The sequence below is a fragment of the Rhodoglobus galactosidasius genome, assembly GCF_054957775.1.
Genome location: NZ_JBQIAV010000003.1, coordinates 266,024 through 288,693, shown reverse-complemented (window position 1 = coordinate 288,693; position 22,670 = coordinate 266,024). Strand labels below are relative to the sequence as shown.

The 22,670-nt window shown below is 55.2% G+C and carries 21 protein-coding genes and 3 pseudogenes; 19 read left to right on the top strand and 5 right to left on the bottom strand.

The window, feature by feature from the left end; all coding sequences use genetic code 11:
* Positions 1-31 precede the first annotated feature (31 nt).
* A complete protein-coding gene (gene istB / locus ACTJJW_RS05640; protein ID WP_462643152.1) occupies positions 32-763 on the top strand; it encodes an IS21-like element helper ATPase IstB in 732 nt (243 codons plus the stop codon).
* A gap of 85 nt (positions 764-848) precedes the next feature.
* On the opposite strand, the pseudogene ACTJJW_RS05635 reads toward istB, so the two are convergent.
* The 3 genes and pseudogenes from ACTJJW_RS05635 to ACTJJW_RS05625 all read right to left on the bottom strand — a co-directional run.
* Positions 849-1,331, bottom strand: a pseudogene (locus ACTJJW_RS05635) (transposase); the annotation flags it as partial.
* A gap of 178 nt (positions 1,332-1,509) precedes the next feature.
* The gene (locus ACTJJW_RS05630; RefSeq protein ID WP_462643151.1) at positions 1,510-2,259 is read right to left on the bottom strand and encodes an SDR family NAD(P)-dependent oxidoreductase; all 750 of its coding nucleotides are present in this window, start codon (positions 2,257-2,259) and stop codon (positions 1,510-1,512) included.
* 89 nt (positions 2,260-2,348) lie between these two features.
* Positions 2,349-3,599 carry a CaiB/BaiF CoA transferase family protein gene (locus tag ACTJJW_RS05625; protein ID WP_462643150.1) on the bottom strand — a complete coding sequence of 417 codons (1,251 nt, stop codon included), beginning with the start codon at positions 3,597-3,599 and terminating at the stop codon, positions 2,349-2,351.
* 173 nt (positions 3,600-3,772) lie between these two features.
* Here ACTJJW_RS05625 and ACTJJW_RS05620 point away from each other — a divergent pair, with 173 nt between their 5' ends.
* The 6 genes from ACTJJW_RS05620 (at position 3,773) to ACTJJW_RS05595 (ending at position 8,934) form a co-directional block, all read left to right on the top strand.
* Positions 3,773-4,300: a MaoC family dehydratase gene (locus tag ACTJJW_RS05620; RefSeq protein ID WP_462643149.1), complete on the top strand. Its 528-nt coding sequence runs from the start codon at positions 3,773-3,775 to the stop codon at positions 4,298-4,300.
* A gap of 4 nt (positions 4,301-4,304) precedes the next feature.
* Positions 4,305-5,156, top strand: coding sequence for an HpcH/HpaI aldolase/citrate lyase family protein (locus tag ACTJJW_RS05615; RefSeq protein ID WP_462643148.1), 852 nt, complete (start codon positions 4,305-4,307; stop codon positions 5,154-5,156).
* The gene (locus ACTJJW_RS05610; RefSeq protein WP_462643147.1) at positions 5,156-6,304 is read left to right on the top strand and encodes a CaiB/BaiF CoA transferase family protein; all 1,149 of its coding nucleotides are present in this window, start codon (positions 5,156-5,158) and stop codon (positions 6,302-6,304) included. Before ACTJJW_RS05615 ends, ACTJJW_RS05610 begins: the two co-directional genes overlap by 1 nt.
* Entirely contained in the window at positions 6,301-7,665 is a 1,365-nt protein-coding gene (locus ACTJJW_RS05605; RefSeq protein ID WP_462643146.1) for an MmgE/PrpD family protein, read from the top strand. The genes ACTJJW_RS05610 and ACTJJW_RS05605 overlap by 4 nt, the downstream gene beginning before the upstream one ends.
* A gap of 54 nt (positions 7,666-7,719) precedes the next feature.
* Positions 7,720-8,394 (top strand): GntR family transcriptional regulator, encoded by a 675-nt coding sequence (locus tag ACTJJW_RS05600; protein WP_462643145.1) that lies wholly within the window; start codon positions 7,720-7,722, stop codon positions 8,392-8,394.
* Positions 8,395-8,679: 285 nt separating this feature from the next.
* Complete coding sequence (locus ACTJJW_RS05595; RefSeq protein WP_462643144.1) at positions 8,680-8,934, top strand: hypothetical protein; 255 nt, start codon at positions 8,680-8,682, stop codon at positions 8,932-8,934.
* 92 nt (positions 8,935-9,026) lie between these two features.
* Here ACTJJW_RS05595 and ACTJJW_RS05590 read toward each other — a convergent pair whose 3' ends face one another.
* Positions 9,027-9,776 carry an ATP-binding protein gene (locus ACTJJW_RS05590; RefSeq protein WP_462643143.1) on the bottom strand — a complete coding sequence of 250 codons (750 nt, stop codon included), beginning with the start codon at positions 9,774-9,776 and terminating at the stop codon, positions 9,027-9,029.
* Positions 9,773-11,308, bottom strand: coding sequence for an IS21 family transposase (gene istA, locus ACTJJW_RS05585; protein WP_462643142.1), 1,536 nt, complete (start codon positions 11,306-11,308; stop codon positions 9,773-9,775). The genes ACTJJW_RS05590 and istA overlap by 4 nt, the downstream gene beginning before the upstream one ends.
* 171 nt (positions 11,309-11,479) lie before the next feature.
* Here istA and ACTJJW_RS05580 point away from each other — a divergent pair.
* The 12 genes and pseudogenes from ACTJJW_RS05580 to ACTJJW_RS05525 form a co-directional block, all read left to right on the top strand.
* Positions 11,480-11,911 (top strand): annotated as a pseudogene (locus tag ACTJJW_RS05580) (transposase); the annotation flags it as partial.
* A gap of 65 nt (positions 11,912-11,976) precedes the next feature.
* The gene (locus ACTJJW_RS05575; protein WP_462643141.1) at positions 11,977-12,510 is read left to right on the top strand and encodes a transposase-like zinc-binding domain-containing protein; all 534 of its coding nucleotides are present in this window, start codon (positions 11,977-11,979) and stop codon (positions 12,508-12,510) included.
* Positions 12,417-13,079 carry a transposase gene (locus ACTJJW_RS05570; protein ID WP_462643140.1) on the top strand — a complete coding sequence of 221 codons (663 nt, stop codon included), beginning with the start codon at positions 12,417-12,419 and terminating at the stop codon, positions 13,077-13,079. Before ACTJJW_RS05575 ends, ACTJJW_RS05570 begins: the two co-directional genes overlap by 94 nt.
* 43 nt (positions 13,080-13,122) lie before the next feature.
* A pseudogene (locus ACTJJW_RS05565) lies at positions 13,123-13,353 on the top strand (IS630 family transposase); the annotation flags it as partial.
* Positions 13,354-13,608: 255 nt separating this feature from the next.
* Positions 13,609-14,490, top strand: a complete 882-nt coding sequence (locus ACTJJW_RS05560; protein ID WP_462643139.1) for a polysaccharide deacetylase family protein — start codon at positions 13,609-13,611, stop codon at positions 14,488-14,490.
* Between the two features lie 274 nt (positions 14,491-14,764).
* A complete protein-coding gene (locus ACTJJW_RS05555; RefSeq protein WP_462643138.1) occupies positions 14,765-15,544 on the top strand; it encodes an electron transfer flavoprotein subunit beta/FixA family protein in 780 nt (259 codons plus the stop codon).
* A gap of 14 nt (positions 15,545-15,558) precedes the next feature.
* Positions 15,559-16,530, top strand: coding sequence for an electron transfer flavoprotein subunit alpha/FixB family protein (locus tag ACTJJW_RS05550; protein ID WP_462643137.1), 972 nt, complete (start codon positions 15,559-15,561; stop codon positions 16,528-16,530).
* A 4-nt stretch (positions 16,531-16,534) separates the two neighbouring features.
* On the top strand, positions 16,535-17,443 hold the full coding sequence (locus ACTJJW_RS05545; RefSeq protein ID WP_462643136.1) for a cytochrome b/b6 domain-containing protein: 909 nt from the start codon (positions 16,535-16,537) through the stop codon (positions 17,441-17,443).
* 176 nt (positions 17,444-17,619) lie between these two features.
* Positions 17,620-18,774, top strand: coding sequence for an acyl-CoA dehydrogenase family protein (locus ACTJJW_RS05540; protein ID WP_462643135.1), 1,155 nt, complete (start codon positions 17,620-17,622; stop codon positions 18,772-18,774).
* Positions 18,775-18,872: 98 nt separating this feature from the next.
* Entirely contained in the window at positions 18,873-19,787 is a 915-nt protein-coding gene (locus ACTJJW_RS05535; RefSeq protein WP_462643214.1) for a polysaccharide deacetylase family protein, read from the top strand.
* 129 nt (positions 19,788-19,916) lie between these two features.
* Positions 19,917-20,924 (top strand): asparaginase, encoded by a 1,008-nt coding sequence (locus tag ACTJJW_RS05530; protein WP_462643134.1) that lies wholly within the window; start codon positions 19,917-19,919, stop codon positions 20,922-20,924.
* Between the two features lie 172 nt (positions 20,925-21,096).
* Positions 21,097-22,467, top strand: a complete 1,371-nt coding sequence (locus tag ACTJJW_RS05525; RefSeq protein WP_462643133.1) for an MFS transporter — start codon at positions 21,097-21,099, stop codon at positions 22,465-22,467.
* The last annotated feature ends 203 nt before the right edge of the window (positions 22,468-22,670 follow it).

Here is a 22,670-nt window from a genome sequence, read left to right as displayed (position 1 = left end):
CCACCCTGAACACCAGCACGGGAGAAGTCGCATGAATCCGATCACCATCCAAGACATTATCGAAGCCGGTAAGCATGCTGCGCTGACCGGCAGCGTGCTGAGTGAATGGGCCGAGAAAGGCACCCCGAAACAACGCGAATACCTCCACGGGGTTCTGTTGGCCGAACACGAATCCCGGCAGGAATCACGCCGCCAACGCCTGCTGAAATCCGCGCGACTGCCAGCCATGAAAACACTCACGGGATTCGACTACAGCAGTGTCAGGTTCCCGGAATACTACGGCCGGGAGGCTTTGGAATCTCTGGACTTCATCAACCATTCCCAAGATTTGGTTCTCTATGGGGACGTTGGCACCGGCAAAACCCACATGGCATCCGCCCTGGTAGCAGCCGCCTGCCGACAAGGCATCCACGCCAGATTCTTCACCACCTCATCCCTGGTCATGATGCTGCGGCGGGCCAAGGACGAAGACCGGCTAGACAAAGAACTTGCATCGCTGGCCAAGAACCAGCTTCTGGCAATCGATGAACTGGGCTACCTGCCAATCGATACCGAAGGAGCGCGGCTCTTGTTCCAGGTCATCGCGGACGGCTATGAACGACGCAGCCTGATCATCACCACGAACATGGAATTTTCCCGATGGGGAACCGTGTTCGGAGACGACAATATGGCCGCCACTATCATCGACCGGCTAGTGCACCACGGACGACTGCTGCAGTTCCGCGGCGAGTCCTACAGAGTCAAAAATGCCCTCATGAAATAGCCAACAGCTCAAATGGACTAAAAACGTGTCCAGCCGGCCTGATTCTTAGCGCCGAGATGGCCCACCTAAACTTGACGAAACACAACCGCGTCCCCGGTGACCCATCGGGCCGACAACAGTCCCGCTCTCGGTCCGGAAACGTGCGTCCTGCGGCCGTCGAGTAGGTCAGAAACACACCGATCTGAGAGTTCTCAATCCGCCTGGCCGTTCCGGAGTACTGCCTGACAACCTATGTCGACCGTTTCCCATGCTTCAGAAACCCGGTCTCGTCCACGATCAACACGCCGTCGGCGGTGCCCAGATGCTTGACAACGTAGGACCGTAAATCATCGTGCACCGAGTCAGGATCCCAGTCGGTCGTCGAAAAAATACGCTGCATCCGGTCCTGGACCGCCTGACCATCCTGCTCCGAGAGCGTCCAGGAGTTCTTCCGCTCCGCACCCGAGAGAAGCCCCCGCAGATAGTCCACCGCGTTTTCCCGCGGCTCAGACCGGGCAAAACTCGGCCCAATCAGCTCACGGATCTCCTCCAGCCCGTCAACCCGCTCCCCCACCTCAGCAACACAAATATCATCACCCACCACCAACGATTAACACGTCGACAGCACGAATCATCACAAACACGCCGAAGTCTGCTAAATAACCGCGACTGTAATACTAGTTGCCTAATTCAAGTTCGCACACGTATCGATTTCACCCTCAGCTACTTCTACCTAACGCTGACGAGGAGGCTTTGCTGACTGTCGACTATGGCATCACGTCGCCGCTGTTTGGGCCAAGTGTCTGCCCCGTGTAGAGGTCTCCCCCCGGCGAGCTAGCAAGGAGTAGTGCCGTTGGCGCGACTTCCTCAGCCCTTCCAAAACGGCCCAATGGTAGTTCGGCTGCCTTGGCCTTCTTCCAATCAGGTGATAGTCCATCCATGAGTGGCGTCACGATAGGTCCGGGCGCGATGACATTCGCAAGGATGTTCAGGGGCGCAAGCTCAAGAGCAAGCGACTTTGTGAACCCGATAACTCCCGCTTTTGCAGCGCTGTAATGCGTCAAGCTGATACCACCCTTGATGCCAAGCTGGGACGCAATATTGATAATTCGTCCCCCGCCACGTTTTACCATTTCAGGTGCTGCCCACCTTGAACAGATGAAAACGCCCTTAAGGTCGACGGCGATCGTGCGATCAAAGGTTGCTTCACTCATTTCAAGAAACGGAGTCTCGTCTAGTATCCCCGCACTGCTGACAAGCACATCAATACCGCCAAATTGAGCCGAGACACTCGACATTGTGCCCCGAACTAACTCACCATCTGTCACATCCACAAAATACGTGGATGTGACAGCACCGATCTCAGCGCACTCCCGTGCAACAGCACTACAGCCTTCGACATCAAAATCGATGAGAGCCAACGTCGCGCCTTCCTTCGCAAAGAGTCTTGCGATTGCGGCACCGATACCGCTTCCCGCCCCTGTGATTACGGCGACCTTTTCGCTAAGTTGCATCATGTCATTTCCTTCTCAAAAGGTACGGAGTGGAGCCTAGATCCACCATCGAGTCAACGGGCCACTTTCCAATTGCAGAGAAGCGCCTAACACTAAAAAATTGCCCCGTCATCTTTCAGCTTTTCGTAGTCGCTTTTAGCCAGGCCTAGTAATTCACGGAGAACTGCCTGCGTGCTTTCCCCTAACTGCTCGGCGGGTGAATTCAACTCGGGTGAGATTCCGTTGAAGAGAATGGGGATGCCGCTACTTGAAATATGCTCCAATTCTCCCAGGTCAGGGTGCAAGAGAGGAACAACCTCCCTTCGTGAACGAACGATGGGATTGTGAAGAGCGATATCGGGTGTCTGAACGGTGGCAACGGGAACTCCTCGCCCGATAAGGAGCTCAACCACCTCTGATGAGCTGAGTCCCCCGACCCAGCCGGAGACGATGCCGTGAATTTTATCGGCGCCAACGACTCTTCCTCCACGCTGTGAAAACGGCGAGTCATGAATGAGATCATCCCGCCCCATTGCCGAATACAGACTCGCCGCCAAGTGGTCGGTATGCGCACAGATTGAAACCCACCCATCAGTTGACTCGAAGATTCCAAAAATGCTGAGCCTCGGGAGGGTAGTCCCACTCCTCACTGGAATTCCGACGCTCCCGAGCGTATCGAGGGGCTCGTTCGACATGAGCGAGGTGAGCGCTCCAAGCATTCCCACATCAACGTGACTTCCAACACCGCTGCCTTTTCGGCTTACGACAGCCGCAAGAGTGCCAATAACCGCATAGAGCGGAGCAATGAGGTCCGCGAGGGGTAGGCCAACTCGCACAGGAGCCTCTCCCTCCGAGCCTGACGTCATCATGAGACCACTCAGAGCTTGAATGATGAGATCGACGGCCTTGGCGTCGCCCGCTGATGAGTCCTGCCCAAATCCGCTTATCGACGTGTAGACAATCTGAGGATTCCACGCGCGGACTGTTTCAAAGTCGATTCCGAGTCGAGCGGTCACGCCGTCGCTGAAATTTTCAACAAGGACATCAGCTTGCATCACGAGTTTCTTGAAGACCTCAATTCCTTGCGGATCCTTGAGATTAATTCCAACGCTCTCTTTGTTACGGGCTCGGTTGAGCTGGGAGACAGACCAGTCGTCCTCGTGCTCGCGCTCACCGATGAGCTCGCCTGCATGGGAAATAAAGGGCGAATTCGTCCGAGAGCTGTCTCCGCCCTTCAGCCCATCCTCGACTTTCACAACTCGCGCGCCGAGCCCGGCGAGGAGCAAAGTTGCGTAGGGTCCCGATAGTGCCGTGGTCAAATCGATTACGAGGAGCCCATCCAGGGGTCTCGGACTGTAGTACATGGTGTCCCCATCCCAGAGCCATTTTCAGATTATTTCAATCTATCAGCAACAAATAATATTGAATATAGTAAAGAAGAGAATTGTTGTGTAATCTCAGTCTAAAACGTTGCGCAATGGGTTACCCCTAACGGTGACACAATAAAAACATTGCAAAAATAGAAAGTAGCTTGAAAATGCGTAAGCCCGAGACAACAGAGTATTCAGGTCGATTCTTCGAAGATTTTTCAGTTGGGGATATTTACTACCACCCCATGGGAAAGACAGTGACTCAAGCCGACAACCAAATTTATACGCTTGCCACACAGAACACTGCCAAGACGCATCTTGACGCGAATTTTGCCAAGCAGACTGAGTTTGGCCTTCCGCTCGTAAACTCGACCTTCATTTTGGCTCTCGTAACGGGCCAGTCAACTATCGACTTGTCTTTCAACGTCTATGCAAACCTTGGCTGGGACAAAGTCCGTATGCCTAGCCCAGTGTTCGAGGGCGACACCATCTATTCCCGCTCGAAGGTTTTGGCAGTTAGGGATTCGAAGTCCAAGCCGTCCGTTGGAATTGTGACGGTTGCGACAGAGGGCTACAACCAAGATTCGACCATCATTATTTCGTACGAGCGAACCTTCATGGTTTATCGCTTGGGCCAAGGGCCAAAACTCGAAGATACGCGGCCCGACGAGTCAACTCTCCCCGCCACGAACTAGTTTGATGGTTGCCAAGGCGAAGTTCGCAAGCCCTGACTCTCTCGAAACTACGTATCTTTTTGTTCCTGGTACGCATCCACATCGTTTTGAAAAGGCGCTGAATTCCGGTGCCGACAACGTCATCATCGATCTTGAGGACGCTGTTTCGGTTGAGGAAAAAGATCAAGCGCTAGAAAACACTCTCTCCTCTCTCAGGCGTGGCTTATCAAAACCAGCATTCGTTCGGCTCAATACGATTGACAGCCCTTGGTTTGCCGAGAACGTAGCGGAACTCGTTGAACTTGCACCCTCTGGCTCCAGCTCGCTGAAGGGAATTGTTCTACCTAAGGTCGAGACTGCGGCGTCTTTGGAGTCGCTGAGAGGTCTGTTCCCTGAACAAGTGCAAATCATAGGTCTGATTGAAACGGCCGTCGGAGTCCACAACGCCGTCGAAATTGCATCGGCGAAGGGACTAACGCGATTGGCGGTGGGTGCAGTGGACCTCAGCGAGGATCTTGGCGCTGAGAACGACAGTACGACAATTGACTTCGTCTATGCGCAAATTGTGATTGCGTCGCGTCTTTCGAAAGTCAAGGCACCACTAGCATCACCTCCGATGGCTCTCCGAGACCGCGCTGCTATTGAAGTGAACGCACGTCGATTCCGAGGAATGGGTTTAGGGGGACACCTCTGCATTCATCCAGATCAGGTTGGCCCAATCCACTTGGGATTTGCGCCGAGCAAAAAAGAGATTGAATGGGCGACAAAAGTAGTCAACTCCGTTGGTGGTGCCCTTCAAGTTGATGGACAAATGGTAGACAAGCCTGTTCGGGAGAAGGCCCAAAGAATCCTGACTCAAGCTAGGAGAAGATTCTGATGAGGTCCCTTCCCCTTGAAGGCGTCCTTGTCGTCTCAATTGAGCAGGCGGTAGCAGCTCCCTTCGCGACTCGACAGCTGGCAGATTTGGGTGCCCGAGTAATAAAAGTCGAGAGAGATAGCGGAGACTTTGCGCGCACCTACGACACAAAAGTCAAAGGTGAAGCCAGTTACTTTGTCTGGCTGAATCGCTCAAAGGAGAGCCTCGTTCTTGATCTGAAATCAGAGGCCGATTTGGTCCTTCTGAAGCAGCTCATAGCCAAGGCAGATGTTTTCATTCAGAATCTTGCCCCAGGTGCAATTGAGAAACTGGGGCTTGGTGCATCTGAACTACTTGAGTTGAATCCACGATTGATCCACGTGGGTATTTCCGGTTACGGTCGCGGGGGCGAGATGGAGAAAAAGAAGGCGTATGATCTTCTCGTCCAATGTGAGAGTGGCTTGCTCTCTGTCACGGGCTCGCCAGGTGAGATGGCCAAAGTAGGTATTTCGATTGCCGATATCGCGTCCGGCATGTACGCGTATACCGGCGTACTGTCGGCCCTCCTCAACCGAGCTAGGACTGGCAAAGGCGATGTCATCGAGGTATCGATGCTTGAGGCACTCGGTGAATGGATGCAACAACCCGAGCTTTACGCCCGATATGGAGGAGCCCAGCAGCCACGGGCAGGAGCGAGTCACGCAACAATCGCACCGTATGGTCCTTTTACGACGTCCGATGGCGTCGTTTTCCTTGGTATTCAAAATGAGCGTGAGTGGCTCAAGTTCTGCGAAATTATCTTAGGTGATGCTTTGAGAGCGACGCGCACTGAGTACCAAAACAATTCAGCTCGTGTCGCAAATCGCACAGAACTAAATGCCGAGATCCAAGAGCGATTAATGGGGCTATCGACTCGTGACGCGGTTTCCCTTCTTGAGTTGGCCGGAGTTGCCAATGCCGAGCTTCGCGACATGGCTGGGGTCGCGAATCATCCACAGCTGAAAGCGCGAGACCGTTGGATAAACGTGGATACACCCGGCGGAGAAATCAGGGCACTTCGACCGCCCGTTTCAAGCGAATCCATGGGGCTATTTCTGAGCCCGGTCCCCACCTTGGGCCAGCACACTGACGCAATCAAGCAGGAAATCCAAGGAGGCGCCAACATATGACACGGATGGCGAGCCAAATTTCGAATCATGTGACACATCCACACAAGATTGATGCCTCATTGCAAGTCCAAGTGGATTCCTTGACCTTGGACTACCTCGGCGTCACGGTCGGAGGTCTCAACCGACCGTCTGCCACAGTCGCCCGAGACTCGGTGGATCTATCCGATACGCAACATGAGTTTCGCCCCGCGCGAATCTTTGGACTCTACTCATGGGCATCTGTCGAAGACGCCGCTCTCGTCAACGGGATCACTGCGCATGGCCTTGAACTCGACGACACTCACGAGCAAGGTTCCATGCATCCAGGAGTCGCAATATTTCCGGCTGCTTTCGCCTTCGCCGATGCACACCCAGTAGATAGAGAGACCTTCACGAGAGCCATTGCCGTCGGATATGACGTCATGACATCCATCGGAGTGTTAATTGGGGCCGAAGAGTCCTATGGAAGAGGCTTTCACCCAACCGGTATTTGCGGGGCCATGGGAGCTGCCGCTGCCATTGCGGTCCTCATGGACTTAGACGAGGCGCAATCCAAAAACGCGATTTCTCTCGCAGCCAACATGACCTCGGGCAGTCTTGAATTCCTCTCAGACGGATCATGGACAAAGCGCCTGAACGCTGGGAATGCCGCAGCAACGGGGATTCGCGCTGCAAAATTGGCCCGAGCCAGATTCAAAGGACCAGCAACATTTCTTGAAGGACGCGATGGCTTCTTGCGCCAGTACGGCCGAGGAGCAGTTCCGGGAAGAGAATTGACTCTCGAGTTTGGGGCTGGAGTCAAGGCAACCAGCATCAAGTTCTATCCATGTTGCCGCTACATGCATGGAAATATTGACATCATTCGAGAGATAAAAGCGGAACGCCCTGAGCTTCGAGAATCCGATGTCGTCAAAATTGAGTGCGGTGTTATTCGTGCGGGGGCCGCACTTGTTGCAGAGCCACTGGAGCGAAAGATGACGGTAACGAGCCCGGTAGATGCTCAGTTCAACATGCCATTTGGAGCGGCCCTAGCTTTTGCCACAGGAACCGCGAAGGTGGATCAATTTGATGGAGCAGAAGCCTTGGCGAAGGAACTTTCCGGGTTGATGCACAAGGTTGAGTGTTACTCCAGCGATAGGCTCGAACAAGCTTTCCCCGCCACGTGGCAGGCTGAGGTAAAGATCCTGCTAACAGATGGTTCAACAATTGAGCGATTTGCGAATGCGTACAGGGGATCGCCAAACAAGCCGGCAAGTGAGACTGAGATTCTTGCAAAAATGGGAGACCTTGTTTCGATCGAATGGGCGGGGCAAATGAGCTCGCGACTCAAGGATGCAGACACTCACGGTAACTACGATTCATCCGTATTCTTTGGAATATAGTATTCGACGAGGCGCTCAAATGAAATCCGTTAACTAATTCTCTAAGAAGGCAACATGGTACTCAAGGCTCCCCCCGGTGGACGCAAGCAACTCAGCGAGGAAGTCTCGGACTACCTGAGGGAGGCCATCATGGCCGGCGAGCTAAAGCCAGGCGAGTCGATTCGGGCCGATGCGATTGGTGAATTGTTGGGGGTCTCCGCGACCCCCGTCAGAGAGGCACTTCATGCCCTCAAGGTTGAAGGATTTCTTGTGTTGGCGCCCCGGAAGGGCTTTGCCGTTGCGCCCTTGACTGGCCAGGACATTCGGGATGTATTTTGCGCTCACGCGCTGATAGCCGGCGAGCTGGCTTCTCGAGCGTGCATCATAGCAACAGAAGAACAGGTTGCCGAATTAGGCGCACTTCACTTTGAGCTCATGGCAGCTGCCCAGCGTGGAGACACTGAAATGTTAGAAGAAAAGAATCACCAATTTCACCGACAAATTTACTTTGTCGCAAACTCCCCGCGACTTCGACAAACACTGACTATCTTTGTTAAATACGTCCCGAGAATGTTCTATTCGGAGATTCCCGGCTGGCCGGTAACGACCACAAATGACCACTCAGCCGTGATTGATGCTTTTCGCGCGCGCAACGCAGAGAGTGCCCGAGAAGCAATGGAGAAGCACATCATTAACTCCGGCGAACTCCTAGCGCAGCACTTTGACGAGCAGCAGAGCGTCCATGAGTAGTTGACAAATAGGTGGCGTCAGAGCACCGTCTCTCCCCGCGTTGCCACAGCTAGTGTCTCGTGTCGTTGATTCCTTTGGGTCTGGGCTGGCGGCATGAATTGAGTCATGGTTTATCTGGCTCGAGCATTGGGATTGCGTGACGGTGACCGATCAAAGTTGGAGAAGCTGACACGCGGAAAAACGATGTCGCGACTTTGGCGGTGCGGGCTCGGGTAGTGCTGCTGGCCGCTGAGGGGTTGCAAAACAACGAGATTGAGAAGCGCACCGCTCTTGACTCGGCTGAGCGTGCTGAAGTGGCAAGGCAGGTACTCGGAGTCCGGGATTGATGGTCTGCAGGATGTTTCCCGGCCGGGCGGGGCCCCGGTGATCGATGGGCTTGCGTTGATCGCGGAAACGTTGGCCGATCAGGGCAAACCGCCGGTCGAGTTGGGGATCTCGCATTGGTCGGCCCGGTTGATGGCCGCCCAGTTCGCGGTGTCCTTCTCCAGTGTGTCCTGGATTTGGTGCAAATGGAATATTTATGAGTATTTGATGCCTTGAGAGCCACCCGATCGTGCGGTTCAGAGCCAGCGATCGTGCGGAAGAGAGCCAGTGGTGGTGTGGTTGGGAGCCACTGGCTCTCGGCCCGATCGTTAAGCGCTGGTGAGGGCGGTCTGCTCCCTCATGTTGTAGGTGCCGGTCTCGACCCAGACGGTGTTGTGGATGATGCGGTCCATGATCGCGTCGGCGTGAACACCGGAGCCGAGGCGCTGGTGCCAGTCCTTCTGCTGATACTGGGTGCAGAACACCGTCGAGGTCTCGCCGTAACGGCGCTCCATCAACTCCAGCAGCATTGTCCGCATCGATTCCGTCGGCCGGTCCAGTAACCACTCGTCGATCACCAGCAGTGTGAAGGCGGCATACTTCCGCAGGAACTTTCCGGACCCGCCGGGGGTGTCTTGGGCGGCGACCCAGGCTTCCTCGAGGTCGGGCATGCGGACGTAGTAGGCGCGGATGCGGTGTTCGCAGGCGCGTTTGGCGATCGCGCAGCCCAGATATGATTTCCCCGACCCGGTGAAGCCCTGGAAGACAACGTTCTGCTGCCGGGTCACGAACGAGCAGGTGCCGAGCTGGGTGAGCACCTGCCGGTTCAGACCGCGTTCATCGAGCAGGTCGATGCGGCGCAAATCCGCGTTCGGATAGCGCAGCCCCGCCCGCCGGATCAACCCGTCAACCTTGGAATGCATGAAGGTCAAGTAGGCGTCATCGACGACCAGCCGGACCCGCTCCTCGAAGCTCAAACTGATCGACAGGGTCTCGTCCTGGGTATCGATCGCCTCCAGCAGCTCGCCGGCGTTCATCTCGCGGAGCTTGCGTTTGGTCTCTCCATCCAGCGCGCTCATCGGGTGCCTCCAGCGTAGTAGGCGCCGCCGCGGACATAGCCGCCATCATCCGGTTCCGGTTCGGGGGTGTGTCCGGTTTTGTCCTGCCCAGTGTCGAGGATCGGCCGCAAATGGGCGTAGCGCGGAGAGCGGACCGGGCCCCGCAGCGCGAGTTCGCAGGCGGCTTCGAGTCGGGCCGGAGGGAACCGGCGCGACAGGCGCAACACGGCCAGCGCCGCGTCGATGAATACAGTCTCGAAAATCTTCCCGATCACTGTGACGGTCGCCGGTCCCATCCGCGCCGCCCACTCCTCGATCCGGGCCCGATCCCAGGCCTGGAAGCTGCGGCCTTCCGGCAGGTCGGCGTCGTTCGTCTGGTACTGGTTCGTTGTGCTCGCTGGCAGCAGCAGGTGGCAGGTCAAACGCTCGTCACGCCGATAGACCTCCAGCATCGTCTCAGTGACGCGAAGGTCCACCAGGGCGCCGATGTGGCTGAAGGGGACGGAGTAGAAGTTCCTCGCCCAGACCACGTGAGCGTTCTTGTTCACCTTGCGCTTGTAGGACCACGAGCTGATCTCGAACGGCGCCGCCGGCAGCGGTTGCAGCAGCGGTTTCTCCTCCATAGTGAACACGCTCAGCCGGGACCCGTCGCGTTTTTGGAACGGCTGCCGGTTATAGGAATCGATCTGTTCATAAATCCGGGTGCGCAACTGCGGCAGCGACGTAAACTGCTCATGCCGCAAGCCCGCGATGACCCAGGTCGCGACGTGGGAGACCGTGTTCTCGGCACTGCTCTTGTCTCGAGGGTGTCTCACTCTGCCGGGGAGTACGGCGGCCGAGTAGTGCGCCGCCATCTCCCGGTAAGCGTCATTCAGGACGACTTCGCCCTCCTTCGGGTGGGAGATGACCCCGGTCTTCAGGTTGTCGGGCACCAGGCGCGGGACGCTGCCGCCGAAGAAGGTGAACATCGATGTGTGGGCGCGTAGCCACGACTCCTGCCACATATCTAGGCAGGCTTCCACGAACGCATACCGGCTGAAGGGCAGGCAGGCGACGAACAAATACACCTTCGACATCTCGCCCGTGGTGGGATCCAGCAGCTGCATCGTGGGCCCGGACCAGTCGACCTCGATACTGCGACCGGCCTTATGCCCGACCCGCGACGTCGCACCCGACACCGCGACGTAGTCGCCATAGAGCCGGCAGAACCGGTCATAACTCATCGTTGCCTGCGCCAGTGAAGTCGCGTCAACATACTCCTGATGGAGGAGCTTCAACGTCACCCCGACCCGGGCCAGCTCGGTGTGAATTCGAACCCAGTCCGGCTGCGCGAACACGCTCTCGTGCACCCCGCGGCCCGGAAACAACGCCGCATACACCTCGGCCTCCGACATCTCCTCGACGTCATCCCAGCCGAGGCCGAAGCGGTCCGCCGAATCAAGCACTGCCTGGACGCTATTGCGGGCGATGCCCTGCGCCAAGGCGATCGCCCTGCCCGACAACCCCTGATTTCGTAACTGCAAGACAAGTTTCGCCTTGATCTTCCGTACCATTACCCGTACTCCTTCCACCACGTGGCCATCACATGGTGGAAGGAGCTTTTCAGGTGGCTCTCAACCACGCCAATCGTGGCTCTAAACGACACGATCCGTGGTTTGGGGAGGCGGCTCTGACCCACACCACACGTGGCTCCCTTGGAAGCCAATATTCATATTTAGTCGCACCGGCTAGATACGTTCACGTTCTCCACCGACCCGCAGGTGGAAGCGAAGTTGCGGGATGTGGTCGGTTTGTATCTGTCGCCACCACAGAACGCGGTGGTCGTGTCGGTGGATGAGAAGTCTCAAATCTAGGCTTCAGCAGCCGGGTATCCGGTCCAACGCACTCACGACTACAAACGTCACGGAACGGCAACCCTGTTCGCCGCACTGGAGATCGCGATCGGGAAAGTCACTGCGGACGAGTGCTACCCAAATCACACGAACGTTCAGTTCGTGGACTTCCTCGGCAAGGTCGCCGCCGGCCACCCGGACGCTGAACTGCACGTGGTCTGTGACAACTACGCCACCCACAAGCACCAGAACGTCAAGGGCTGGCTGGCCGCCAACCCGCGGGTGCGCCTGCATTTTCGGGTTATAGGCCAAACGGGTGGATGGGATCTTGATCTGACCTTATGAATGCTGGGCAGCAGAGGGGTTATCATACCCGGTGACCCTTAGGTGTGCCGAACTCTCTCAACTCGACCCGTTGTCTGGTATGTAATACGACCCTGATAAAGAACGGGCGCACGGCTGCCGGAACCCAGCGTTGGTTGTGCCCGAACTGTCGTGCATCCTCAGTCCGAAAACGTCCGGACTTGGCCCGGCGGCACGAGCTGGAACAGTTCTTGAAGTGGCTGCTTGGTAAGCATTCCCAGGCTGAGATGACCGGCACCGCCACTGGGCAATCCCTTCGCCGGTCAAACACATGGTGTTGGGATATTGAACCCCGCCTCGGCCCGGCCTCGACCACCCACCACCAGATCCTTGTCGATGGGGTCTGGGTCGGTTCCTGGTGCCTGTTGATCGCAGTCACCGAAACACTCGAGGTCCTGGCCTGGCAGTGGTGCGCTAAGAGAATCCACCGCCGCCTGGACGGCACTACTTCCCGGCCCCTACGGTCGTGGTCTGTGATGGTGGTGCCGGGATCGCATCCGCGGTGCACCGTGTCTGGCCCGCAACCCGAACACAACGGTGTCTGTTTCACGTGCAGATGAACATCCGCCGTCATCTCACTTTGAATCCCCGCACCGATGCCGGCCGCCGCCTGCTGACGTTATCCCGAGAGCTGTCCGCCGTGCGGGACGAGGACGCGGTGATCGCGTGGCGGCTGAAGCTCGAAGCCTGGTGGCAAGCCCACGGACACCTCACGAAAGAACGCAGCTCCGACGGTCACCGGTACTGGTTCACCCACGACCGGCTCCGCAAAGCCTGGCAACTACTGGCCAAACTCAGCCGAGACGGCACCCTATTCACCTACGTTACCCATGGCAACGCCCGCACCACCAGCCCACTCGAGGGCGGCATCAACAACGGAATCCGCACCGTGCTGCGCAACCACCGCGGCATGAACGAGCAGCATATGAAACGTGCCGCGGAATGGTTCCTCACCCTGCACGAAATACCGCTAGAACGCGCCCACGACCTCATCCCCAGCAGCACACCCGACCAAGAACCAGAACACCAAGTTGAGGCCGACGAATGGCCCAAGCCGAACTACTACGACACCAACACCACAGCCGAAGAAGGACTCTGGGCCAGATCAGGATGGGCAGGCAGTACATGACACGCCCGAGGCCATCCACACGCTTGGGCCTATAAGCCGCATTTTCACGCCGACGAGTTGCTCTTGGTTGAACATGGTCGAGATCTTCTTCGGCATCATCACCAAGCAGGCCATCCGGCGTGGGTCATTCCACTCCGTCGGCAAACTCGAGGCCACGATCCGCGCCTTCATCGCCAGCTACAACCAGCGCGCAGAACCCTTCGCATGGGTGAAAACAGCCGATCACCTACTCGGCAAAATCAAACGTAAACAAACCATTAACACACGACACTAGTTATTCGACTCAATGGGAAAGAATCTCCTCCTCGGCGAGTCGCCTCGAATCAAGGCTTCCCAGCAGCCGTGTCCGCTCCCAGCCAGCAGGAACAGACATTGACGCGATCAAGTTTTCTAAAATAGATTAGATAAAATCTAGAATAACTACTCAGCTAGTGCGAGTGCAGCAGGCAGAGGTTCGGACAGCGTTGAGGAAGAGCTCAACTACCGGATTGGTACTCGAACTCGATAAAAAATTTAAGGGGAAACTCGTATGGCAAAAGATATTAAAGTTGTATTTGGCGTCGACATCGACGCCGTCGGTGGCTGGCTAGGTTCATATGGCGGCGAGGACTCTCCCTCGGATATTCAGCGTGGACTGTTTGCTGGCGAAGTCGGGACCCCCCGCCTGCTCCATCTTTTTCAGAAATATAATCTTCCTGCCACATGGTTCATCCCTGGGCACTCCATCGAGACCTTCCCCGACCAAGTCAAGGAAATCGTCGACGCCGGGCACGAAATTGGGTGCCATGGATATTCTCACGAGAACCCCGTTGCTATGACCCTCCAGCAAGAAAAAGACGTTCTCCGCAAGACAGTCGATCTCGTGGAAAAGGTCTCGGGCAAGCGTCCCCGAGGATACGTCGCACCGTGGTGGGAGATGTCGAGCTCTACTGCGGAACTTCTCTTGGCAGAGGGTTTCACTTACGATCACAGCCAAGGTCTGCATGATTTCATGCCCTTCTATGCTCGTGTCGGCGACACCTGGACGAAAATCGATTACACGAAGGACGCCGAATCCTGGATGAAGCCACTCGTGCGCGGCAACATCGTCGACCTCGTCGAAATCGGTGCTAACTGGTATGTCGACGATCTTCCGCCCATGATGTTCATCAAGAACTCGCCAAATAGCCACGGATTCGTCAACCCTCGCGACATTGAAGAGATGTGGCGTGATCAGTTTGACTGGGTCTACCAAGAGATGGACTACGCTGTATTCCCCTTTACCATTCACCCTGATGTGAGCGGCCGTCCTCAAGTGCTCCTCATGCTCGAGCGACTCATCAAATACATTAACGGCCACGAGGGTGTCACTTGGGTGACGATGGAGGAAGCAGCAGATGACTTCCGTCACCGCAGCCCATTTCCTTGCTAACAAGATGCGTTAACGAACACATGAATCTGAGAAACCCCAGCCGCTTCGGGCTGGGGTTTCTCAGATTCATCGCTCAGTCTACATCGGCATTTGCTCGCTTTTGCGGTCCGTGACGTGTCGTTACAACGATATGACAAATGCCATGGAATATGGAATATAGTATTTGGAAAGAACCGCTCTCCACTTGTCGCTGATTCCCAGGTAATGGTCTTCAGTACTAGCAGTTCTTGGCCTCGGTTCGTCTAAGGCCTCGACAAACGTAAAGGACCAGCTCATGAAAATCGTTGTTCTCATCAAGCAGGTCCCTGATACATGGGGTCAGCGCACGCTTGATCTCCAGTCAGGTCGCATTGATCGGATTACCGGTGAAAATGTGCTTGACGAGATTAATGAACGCGCACTTGAAGTGGCTCTTATTCAGCAGGACGCTGGCAACGCGGAAGTTGTCGTCCTCACGATGGGTTCAGAGTCGGCCCGTGACACCATCAGAAAATCACTCGCCATGGGTGCAGATTCAGCAATTCACATCCAAGATGAACTACTCATTGGTGCAGACTACGTTCAGACAGCGCAAGCGATTGCCGGAGCCCTCAAGAAAATCAGCTTTGACCTCATCATAGCGGGCGACAAGTCCACCGACGGGGGTGGCGGAATACTGCCAGCGATGATTTCAGAGATCCTCGAAATCCCCCACGTTACTCACCTTGATTCGGTGACAATCGAAAAAGTGAAAGTTATTGGAGAACGTAGCACGCAGACGGGTTCCATTCGCGTCAGCGCAGCGCTTCCCGCCATCATTTCCGTAACCGAGCGATCCGCAGAACCTCGGTACCCGACATTCCGCGGGATTATGAAGGCAAAAAAGAAGCCGGTTGTTAGTGAAAATCTGACGTCAGCTGGGGTGACAACAAGTAGTGAAGAAGCAGAGCTCAGCGGGACATACGTCATGAGCGTCGAAGCTCGTCCGGAACGAATTGCCGGTATCAAAATTGTCGATGAAGGTGACGCGGGCCTCAAAATCGCGGATTTCCTGACTCTCAATCGACTTATTTAAGGACAGAAGAGACCATGACTAACATCCTCGTACTTGTTGAGCTTTCCGCCGAAGGCCGTCTCCAGAATACGGTGAAATCGCTGCTCACTGCAGCCCAGATGATTGGCTCGCCCGTTGCCGTGATCGCTACTCCAGGACCGACGTCAGAGGAACTTGTGTCGGAGTTGGGTGACCTTGGCGCGGAACATATTCACGTTTATGCTGGCGAGTTCGTGCTCACGGAATTGGTTAGCTCCCAAGTTGCGGCTCTAGATTCCGCGCTTGAGACCTATCCCAAGGCCGACACTGTTCTGACTTCGAATTCGATTGAGGGCAAGGAAGCCGCGGCGCGTTTTACGATTCGGCACGGAGCGAACTTGCTTTCAGACGTGGTCGCTGTAACAAGAGAAGACACCCGTGTTGTAGCTACCCACTCCGCATTCGGAGGTATCTATACAGTTCGAGCACAGGTCCGGGTCGGAATCACCGTCATAACACTTCGACAGGGCTCTATTAACGGTGCGCCGCAACCAAGGATTCCAGTGGTCAGCGTTGCCCAAGCGCGCGCGTCAAAAGTGACTGCGATAATTGACCAAGTCATTGCGCGACCAGCAGGTCGGGCGGGTCCTGAACTGGCGACATCTAAGGTCGTTGTCTCCGGAGGACGGGGCCTTGGCGACAAAGAGCGATTTGGCATCGTTGCCGATTTGGCAGCAGCCCTTGATGGCGCAGTGGGAGCCTCTCGGGCAGCTGTTGATGCTGGTTTTGTTTCTCAGAGTGCGCAAGTTGGGCAAACAGGCACGACAGTCTCGCCGGAGCTCTATGTCGCTCTCGGAATCTCAGGTGCCATCCAACATCGAGCAGGCATGCAAATGTCACAAACCATTGTCGCGATCAACACGGATCCGTCAGCACCCATATTTGATGTGGCAGATTTCGGGGTTGTGGGCGATGTCTTCAAGGTGGTTCCACAGCTGCTTGAAGAACTAGCAAAACGAAAGGACTAGTCAGATGAAGAGTCACTTCACGCGCAAACGTATTTTGAGCGCAGTGTGGAAGGTCTTTCTAGCACTTTTCGCACTGGCGCTTCTGATCGTCCTTGCCCAGAGCCTACGCCAGCTCACAGCCGTTCAAGACTTTATTTCCAGGTTCCCTGGAGAGTCAACGCTGCCTGAAGGGACGCCGATAGGTTTCCCCGCTTGGTTGGGGTGGCAACATTTTCTCAACACGATTTTCATTCTGCTGATAATCCGTACCGGCTGGCAAGTGAGAACGAATCAGCGCGTCCAAGGTTTTTGGACGTCACGAAGACCAGCCCGGGGGGCTCCTCCTCACAAGATATCCCTTACCCTCTGGCTACATCTCTCCCTAGATCTACTATGGGTCCTCAATGGAGTTCTTTTCTTTGTCCTCCTCTTTGCAACCGGACAGTGGGCCCGCATTGTGCCCACAAATTGGGACGTGTTTCCCAACGCAATTTCGGCAGTCTTGCAATACGCTTCCCTCACCTGGCCGGTGGAAAATGGTTGGGTCAACTACAACGCGCTGCAGCTACTTTTCTACTTTGTAACAGTGTTCATCGCGGCACCCCTAGCGATTGCCTCGGGAATCCGAATGTCTCCGGCTTGGCCAGCTTCCAACAGCTTCCTGTCACGCGCCTACCCCGTGACCGTGGCGCGTGCAGTTCACGTGTCAGTGATGGTTTACTTTGCTGCGTTCATAATCGTGCACGTCACTCTCGTAATGGCTACCGGAGCTCGTCAAAACTTGAATCATATGTACGCCACAAATAATGGAGACAGCTGGGCCGGCGCCATTGTCTTTGCGATTTCAGTCGCCGCGCTCGTGGCCGCGTGGACTCTCGCACGGCCGCTCTTCATCAGGCCAGTTGCTGCCCTTTTCGGGAAAGTCACTCGCTGAGTCGTCCTTTCCCCGTCTGCCGAGATCAACAGCAGAACCACATCTCGTTAATTAAAAACTAGCAAAACCATGGTCGAAGACACTATATTTTATATTAGTGACGGGTCAGTCGAGACTAATGAGCTGCGAACCAATCGACCTTCAAGAATTTTTACCGAAAAGATGAACGGAATTTTATGTCGTCCACGCTAAATGAAGAAGAACTCTTCCTCGTCCAGACCGTCCGATCTTTCATAGACCGCGACGTCAGACCAACCGTGCGTGATGTCGAGCATGCCAATGAATATCCGGAATCATGGATTGAGGCCATGAAGCAGATAGGAATCTACGGCCTGACTATCCCGGAGGAATTTGGTGGGTCGCCTGTTTCCATGGCATGTTACGTGGGCGTGACAGAGGAGCTTTCACGCGGCTGGATGAGTTTAGCTGGAGCCATGGGCGGGCATTCCGTCGTTGCAAAGCTCATTGGTATTTTTGGTACAGACGAGCAAAAACAGAATTACCTCCCACGAATGGCGACGGGTGCGCTACGCGCGACCATGGCTCTCACGGAAGCTGGAGGTGGTTCGGATCTTCAGGCTATGACGACAGTCGCGACAGCTGACGGCGATGATTTGGTCATCAACGGATCGAAGATTTGGATTTCAAACGCCCGTCGGTCAGGCCTCATCGCCTTGCTCTGCAAGACAGACCCGACTGCGTCACCTCGCCACTCTGGAATGTCAATTGTGTTAGTTGAGCACGGTGATGGCTTGACCGTCTCGCGCGATATGCCAAAACTTGGCTACAAGGGCGTCGAAAGTTGTGAGATTTCCTTTGACGACTATCGGATTTCTTCTCAGGCAATCCTCGGCGGCACACCAGGTCAGGGCTTCAGCCAAATGATGAAGGGCCTCGAAACGGGCCGTATTCAGGTAGCAGCGCGCGCACTAGGGGTAGCCGCCGCCGCGCTTGAGGATTCACTAGCCTATGCGCAAGACCGCGAGTCCTTCGGAAAGCCAATCTGGAAGCACCAAGCCGTCGGTAATTTGCTTGCCGATATGGCCACCAAACTCACAGCCGCCCGCCAATTGACCCTCCATGCTGCAGTGAAGTACGACAGCGGCGAACGCTGTGACATGGAAGCCGGAATGGCAAAGCTTTTTGCTTCCGAAATTGCTATGGAAATTGCCCTTGATGCAATTCGGGTGCACGGCGGTGCCGGCTATTCAACGGAGTACAACGTCGAACGTTACTTCAGAGATGCGCCGCTCATGATCGTCGGCGAAGGCACGAACGAAATCCAACGAAACGTCATCGTTTCGCAGTTGGTTTCTCGGAGTGCCCTATAGCACTGAGATATTACCTCGGCGGGCATTCCTGCCGAGGAAGGTTTGCTACGTGAGAGTTGCTCTATCTGAGCTATTTCGGTAGCAAAAGAGAGGAAATGATGGCTAAGGAAATTAAGGTCTGTATTGGTACCGATATCGATGCAGTTGCCGGATGGATTGGCTCCTATGGGGGCCAAGATTCACCCGCAGATATTCAGCGAGGAATGTTTGCCGGAGAAGTTGGTATTCCACGTCTTCTGAGACTGTTTGAGAAGTATGGGATCTACTGCACGTTCTTTGCTCCGGGTCACTCTATTGAAACTTTCCCTCACCGCATTGAGCAGATCGTTGCGGCTGGACACGAATTGGGAGCCCACGGATATACGCACGAGAACCCCATTGCCATGACGGCCTCTCAAGAAGAGGACGTGATCAACAAGAGCATTTCTCTTATAGAAAAATTCTCGGGCCAGCGACCACGGGGCTACATTGCGCCCTGGTGCGAGTTGTCGGCAATTACGACTGACCTTCTCTTGAAGAATGGGTTTACGTATGATCACAGCCAGGCATTTCATGACTTCCAGCCATTTTATGCAAGAACTGGTGACACTTGGACGAACATTGACTATTCCAAGAATGCTGCCGACTGGATGAAGCCTCTTGTTCGCGGCAAAGAAATCGACCTCGTTGAGATTAACTTCAGCTGGTACATCGATGATTTGCCACCAATGATGTTCATCAAGGGAAGCCCCAATAGTCACGGTTTCGTGAACCCTCACGATGTGGAGCAGCTCTGGCGTGATCAGTTTGATTGGGTCTACCGCGAGTACGACTATGCAATCTTCCCCATCACGATTCACCCCGATGTCTCTGGACGTCCACAGGTGCTCTTAATGCTGGAGAGGCTCTTCGACCATATTCAACGTCACCCCGGGGTAACGTTTGAAAAGTTTGAGGATGTCGCTAGTGATTTCCGTCAGCGCTTCCCATTCGAGGAGAACAAGTTGTATCCCTTCGACCGCGACATGGCTTAGGAATAGAAAATCAAGGGGTTGAGGCGCAATGGAAGTATTGTGCCCCAACCCTTTCTCCCTACATGGCACTCGTGCCGATGTCAGCATCGACACGAACTCACTCGCAGCCATTGCGAAAGGAAAACACTCATGAACCTGCCCTTGCCAAGAATCGCTCTGTTTACTCTGGGCGGCACTATCGCATCGATCCCCACAAGAGGAGGAGGAGAGGCTGTCCCCAGTCTGACTGCTGACCTGCTAGTGAAAGCTGTACCCCAGCTAGATGGCCTAGCCAAACTCGAAGCCCGAACCTTCTGTCAGACAGCTTCTGGCGACTTAACAATTGAGATCATTCAGAATCTTGCCCAGGCAATCGCAGACTGCTTTAACGATGGGATTGACGGGGTAGTTGTCACTCAGGGGACTGACACCTTAGAAGAGTCGGCGTACCTTCTTGACCTCTTGACGCGTCAAGAAAAGCCAATCGTCCTCACAGGAGCGATGAGGAATGCGGGCCTGGCCGGAGCGGATGGTCCAGCAAACTTGTTGGCAGCTGTTCAAGTTGCTATCTCGAAAGACGCGTGGGGCGTTGGCCCTCTCGTGGTCTTTGCAGACCAGATACACCTGCCCCGTTTCGTCCGCAAGACACATAGCGGATCCATCGCAGCCTTCACTTCGCCAAATACCGGCCCGATCGGTTGGTTAACAGAGGGCAAGACGAGGATTCCACTCAGGCCAAGCAAACGGACTCTATCGTTTGATGCGATGACCTCGGATGCTTACCCTCTGCCACGGGTGGCCCTTGTAAAAGTTGGATTAGGCGACGACCTTGAAATCCTTAGGGATCTTGATCTCCGCGGGTACCAAGGCTTGGTTATTGAAGCTTTCGGTGGTGGACACTTACCAAGCGGTGACGTCGATCATGTTTCCGAACTCGCAACTCGAATCCCCGTTCTCTTCTCATCTCGAACAGGTGCTGGAGAAGTCTTCACCACGACGTATGGGTTCGCTGGTTCAGAAAAGGATCTTCTCGATCGCGGACTTATCGGTGCCGGCACGCTGGATGGTCTCAAAGCTCGACTGCTCTTAATGCTGCTTCTCCGGGCGGGCGCTACTCGACAGCAAGTCATCGAACGATTCTCAATGGAATCGACGTGACATTTTTGTTCCAAGAATATTTGTAGCTTGACATTTGCAGAGACGTCTCGCTAGATTGACGTAACTAATATTTCACAGAATATTTTATTAGATCAACTCCCGCTCTACCCACACTTGCCGGTCAGTGACGACCATCGCAAGAGTTGAAAACATGAACAGAGAGGTTCCCCCTATGACCACGTCCAACTCAACTCTCCCCAAGGTGATTACAGTCACCCTTCGGGATGTGAAAAGGGCAACATGGATTGCCTTCTTCGCGTGGACCTTCGCCGTCTACGACTTCGTACTTTTTGGCAACCTTCTCCCTGCATTCTCGGCCGATATGGGGTGGACAGCACCTCAGACAACCAACATCAACACCTGGGTGACAATCGGAACGGCACTGGTGGCCTTCGGCATTGGGCCCATAGTTGACCGCATCGGTCGCCGCAAGGGCATCATCATTGCCGTTGCTGGTGCAGCAGTTGCATCGCTCCTGACGGCCGTGGCGGGACCACTTATCGGTCTCGTTGCCGGTGTCGGAGTTGTCTTCCTAGTTCTCGTCCGGTCTTTTGCGGGATTGGGTTACGCTGAGCAGTCGATCAACGCCACGTACCTCAACGAGATGTTCTCCAAGGTTTACGCAGACCCTGCTCAGGCAAAGCGTCGAGGATTCATCTACTCGCTGGTTCAGTCCGGCTGGCCAGTCGGTAGCGTCCTCGCTGCCGGGTCCGTGTACATACTCTTCCCCATTGGTGGATGGGCGCTGGCGTTCGTCGTTGCGGTATTCCCCGCAATCTTTATCCTCATCGCCGCACGCTGGCTCAAGGAAAGCCCGCAGTTTGTTAACCGTCGTACTGCCCTCGCTCTTCTCGCAGAAGGCCGAGCCGATGAGGCGCGAGCTTTTGCTGCAGAAGCTGGCGTGGACATCGAAGACCGCGCCACTCCCCTGCGCGCTGTATTCCATGGCGAGTCGTTGCGCGCCCTTATCTTCGTTGGCCTCGGCTTCCTTCTGAGCTGGTTTGGTGTCCTTGTCTTTGTCATTCTCGGGACGACAATTCTCACAGCAGAAAACGGCAAGGGTATCGATTTCAGTGATGCACTTGTAATCCTCATTATTTCAAACGCAACAGCATTCTTTGGCTATCTCTTCCATGGGTGGCTTGGAGACCGCATTGGGCGCCGCAATACAATTGCAATTGGTTGGATCTTTGCCGCAATTTCATTCGCAGCCATGCTTCTTGCTCCTAGCGGTGGCAGCGGCGGTCTGACAATTGCGCTTTACAGCGCTGGACTGTTCTTCCTGATTGGCCCGTTTGCTGCACTCCTCTTTTTCACCGGTGAAAGCTTCCCCGTGCACACGCGCGCGACAGGAAGCGCAATCATCAATGCCGGAGGGCAAATCGGAGCCATTCTCGCAGGAGTCGGCGTTACTGCGAGCCTGACAGCTGGCGCTTCGTGGATTGACAGTGCCATGATTTGGGGAGTCGTTCCCATCTTCATTGCGGGAATCCTGGTGCTGTTCTCGAAGAACGTGAACCCCAAGATCGCTCGCATGGATTAGTCCAAGAATCGAGTGACCTTCAATGTCCGTCGGCCAGGTTCTGGTCGGCGGACATTATCCTTAGGGACGCTCTGAGCAGCGTTTTCCAGGCGAGGAGACCAGAGAACTCGTCACCGCCTAAAATGCAACTCTGATAATTCAGGAAGCGAATTATGTGCCGCGGATGCGAAGTAGACAGCGGGCCCGGACGAGGAGAAATCTGG

Coding starts and splice junctions, on each gene's coding strand:
- ACTJJW_RS05615 (WP_462643148.1), top strand. CDS start 4,305: ATGGTTGCCAAGGCGAAGTTCGCAAGCCCTGACTCTCTCGAAACTACG.
- ACTJJW_RS05610 (WP_462643147.1), top strand. CDS start 5,156: ATGAGGTCCCTTCCCCTTGAAGGCGTCCTTGTCGTCTCAATTGAGCAG.
- ACTJJW_RS05550 (WP_462643137.1), top strand. CDS start 15,559: ATGACTAACATCCTCGTACTTGTTGAGCTTTCCGCCGAAGGCCGTCTC.
- ACTJJW_RS05535 (WP_462643214.1), top strand. CDS start 18,873: ATGGCTAAGGAAATTAAGGTCTGTATTGGTACCGATATCGATGCAGTT.
- ACTJJW_RS05620 (WP_462643149.1), top strand. CDS start 3,773: ATGCGTAAGCCCGAGACAACAGAGTATTCAGGTCGATTCTTCGAAGAT.
- ACTJJW_RS05625 (WP_462643150.1), bottom strand. CDS start 3,599: ATGTACTACAGTCCGAGACCCCTGGATGGGCTCCTCGTAATCGATTTG.
- istA (WP_462643142.1), bottom strand. CDS start 11,308: ATGGTACGGAAGATCAAGGCGAAACTTGTCTTGCAGTTACGAAATCAG.
- ACTJJW_RS05545 (WP_462643136.1), top strand. CDS start 16,535: ATGAAGAGTCACTTCACGCGCAAACGTATTTTGAGCGCAGTGTGGAAG.
- istB (WP_462643152.1), top strand. CDS start 32: ATGAATCCGATCACCATCCAAGACATTATCGAAGCCGGTAAGCATGCT.
- ACTJJW_RS05555 (WP_462643138.1), top strand. CDS start 14,765: ATGAAAATCGTTGTTCTCATCAAGCAGGTCCCTGATACATGGGGTCAG.
- ACTJJW_RS05540 (WP_462643135.1), top strand. CDS start 17,620: ATGTCGTCCACGCTAAATGAAGAAGAACTCTTCCTCGTCCAGACCGTC.
- ACTJJW_RS05530 (WP_462643134.1), top strand. CDS start 19,917: ATGAACCTGCCCTTGCCAAGAATCGCTCTGTTTACTCTGGGCGGCACT.
- ACTJJW_RS05525 (WP_462643133.1), top strand. CDS start 21,097: ATGACCACGTCCAACTCAACTCTCCCCAAGGTGATTACAGTCACCCTT.
- ACTJJW_RS05600 (WP_462643145.1), top strand. CDS start 7,720: ATGGTACTCAAGGCTCCCCCCGGTGGACGCAAGCAACTCAGCGAGGAA.
- ACTJJW_RS05630 (WP_462643151.1), bottom strand. CDS start 2,259: ATGATGCAACTTAGCGAAAAGGTCGCCGTAATCACAGGGGCGGGAAGC.
- ACTJJW_RS05590 (WP_462643143.1), bottom strand. CDS start 9,776: ATGAGCGCGCTGGATGGAGAGACCAAACGCAAGCTCCGCGAGATGAAC.
- ACTJJW_RS05560 (WP_462643139.1), top strand. CDS start 13,609: ATGGCAAAAGATATTAAAGTTGTATTTGGCGTCGACATCGACGCCGTC.
- ACTJJW_RS05605 (WP_462643146.1), top strand. CDS start 6,301: ATGACACGGATGGCGAGCCAAATTTCGAATCATGTGACACATCCACAC.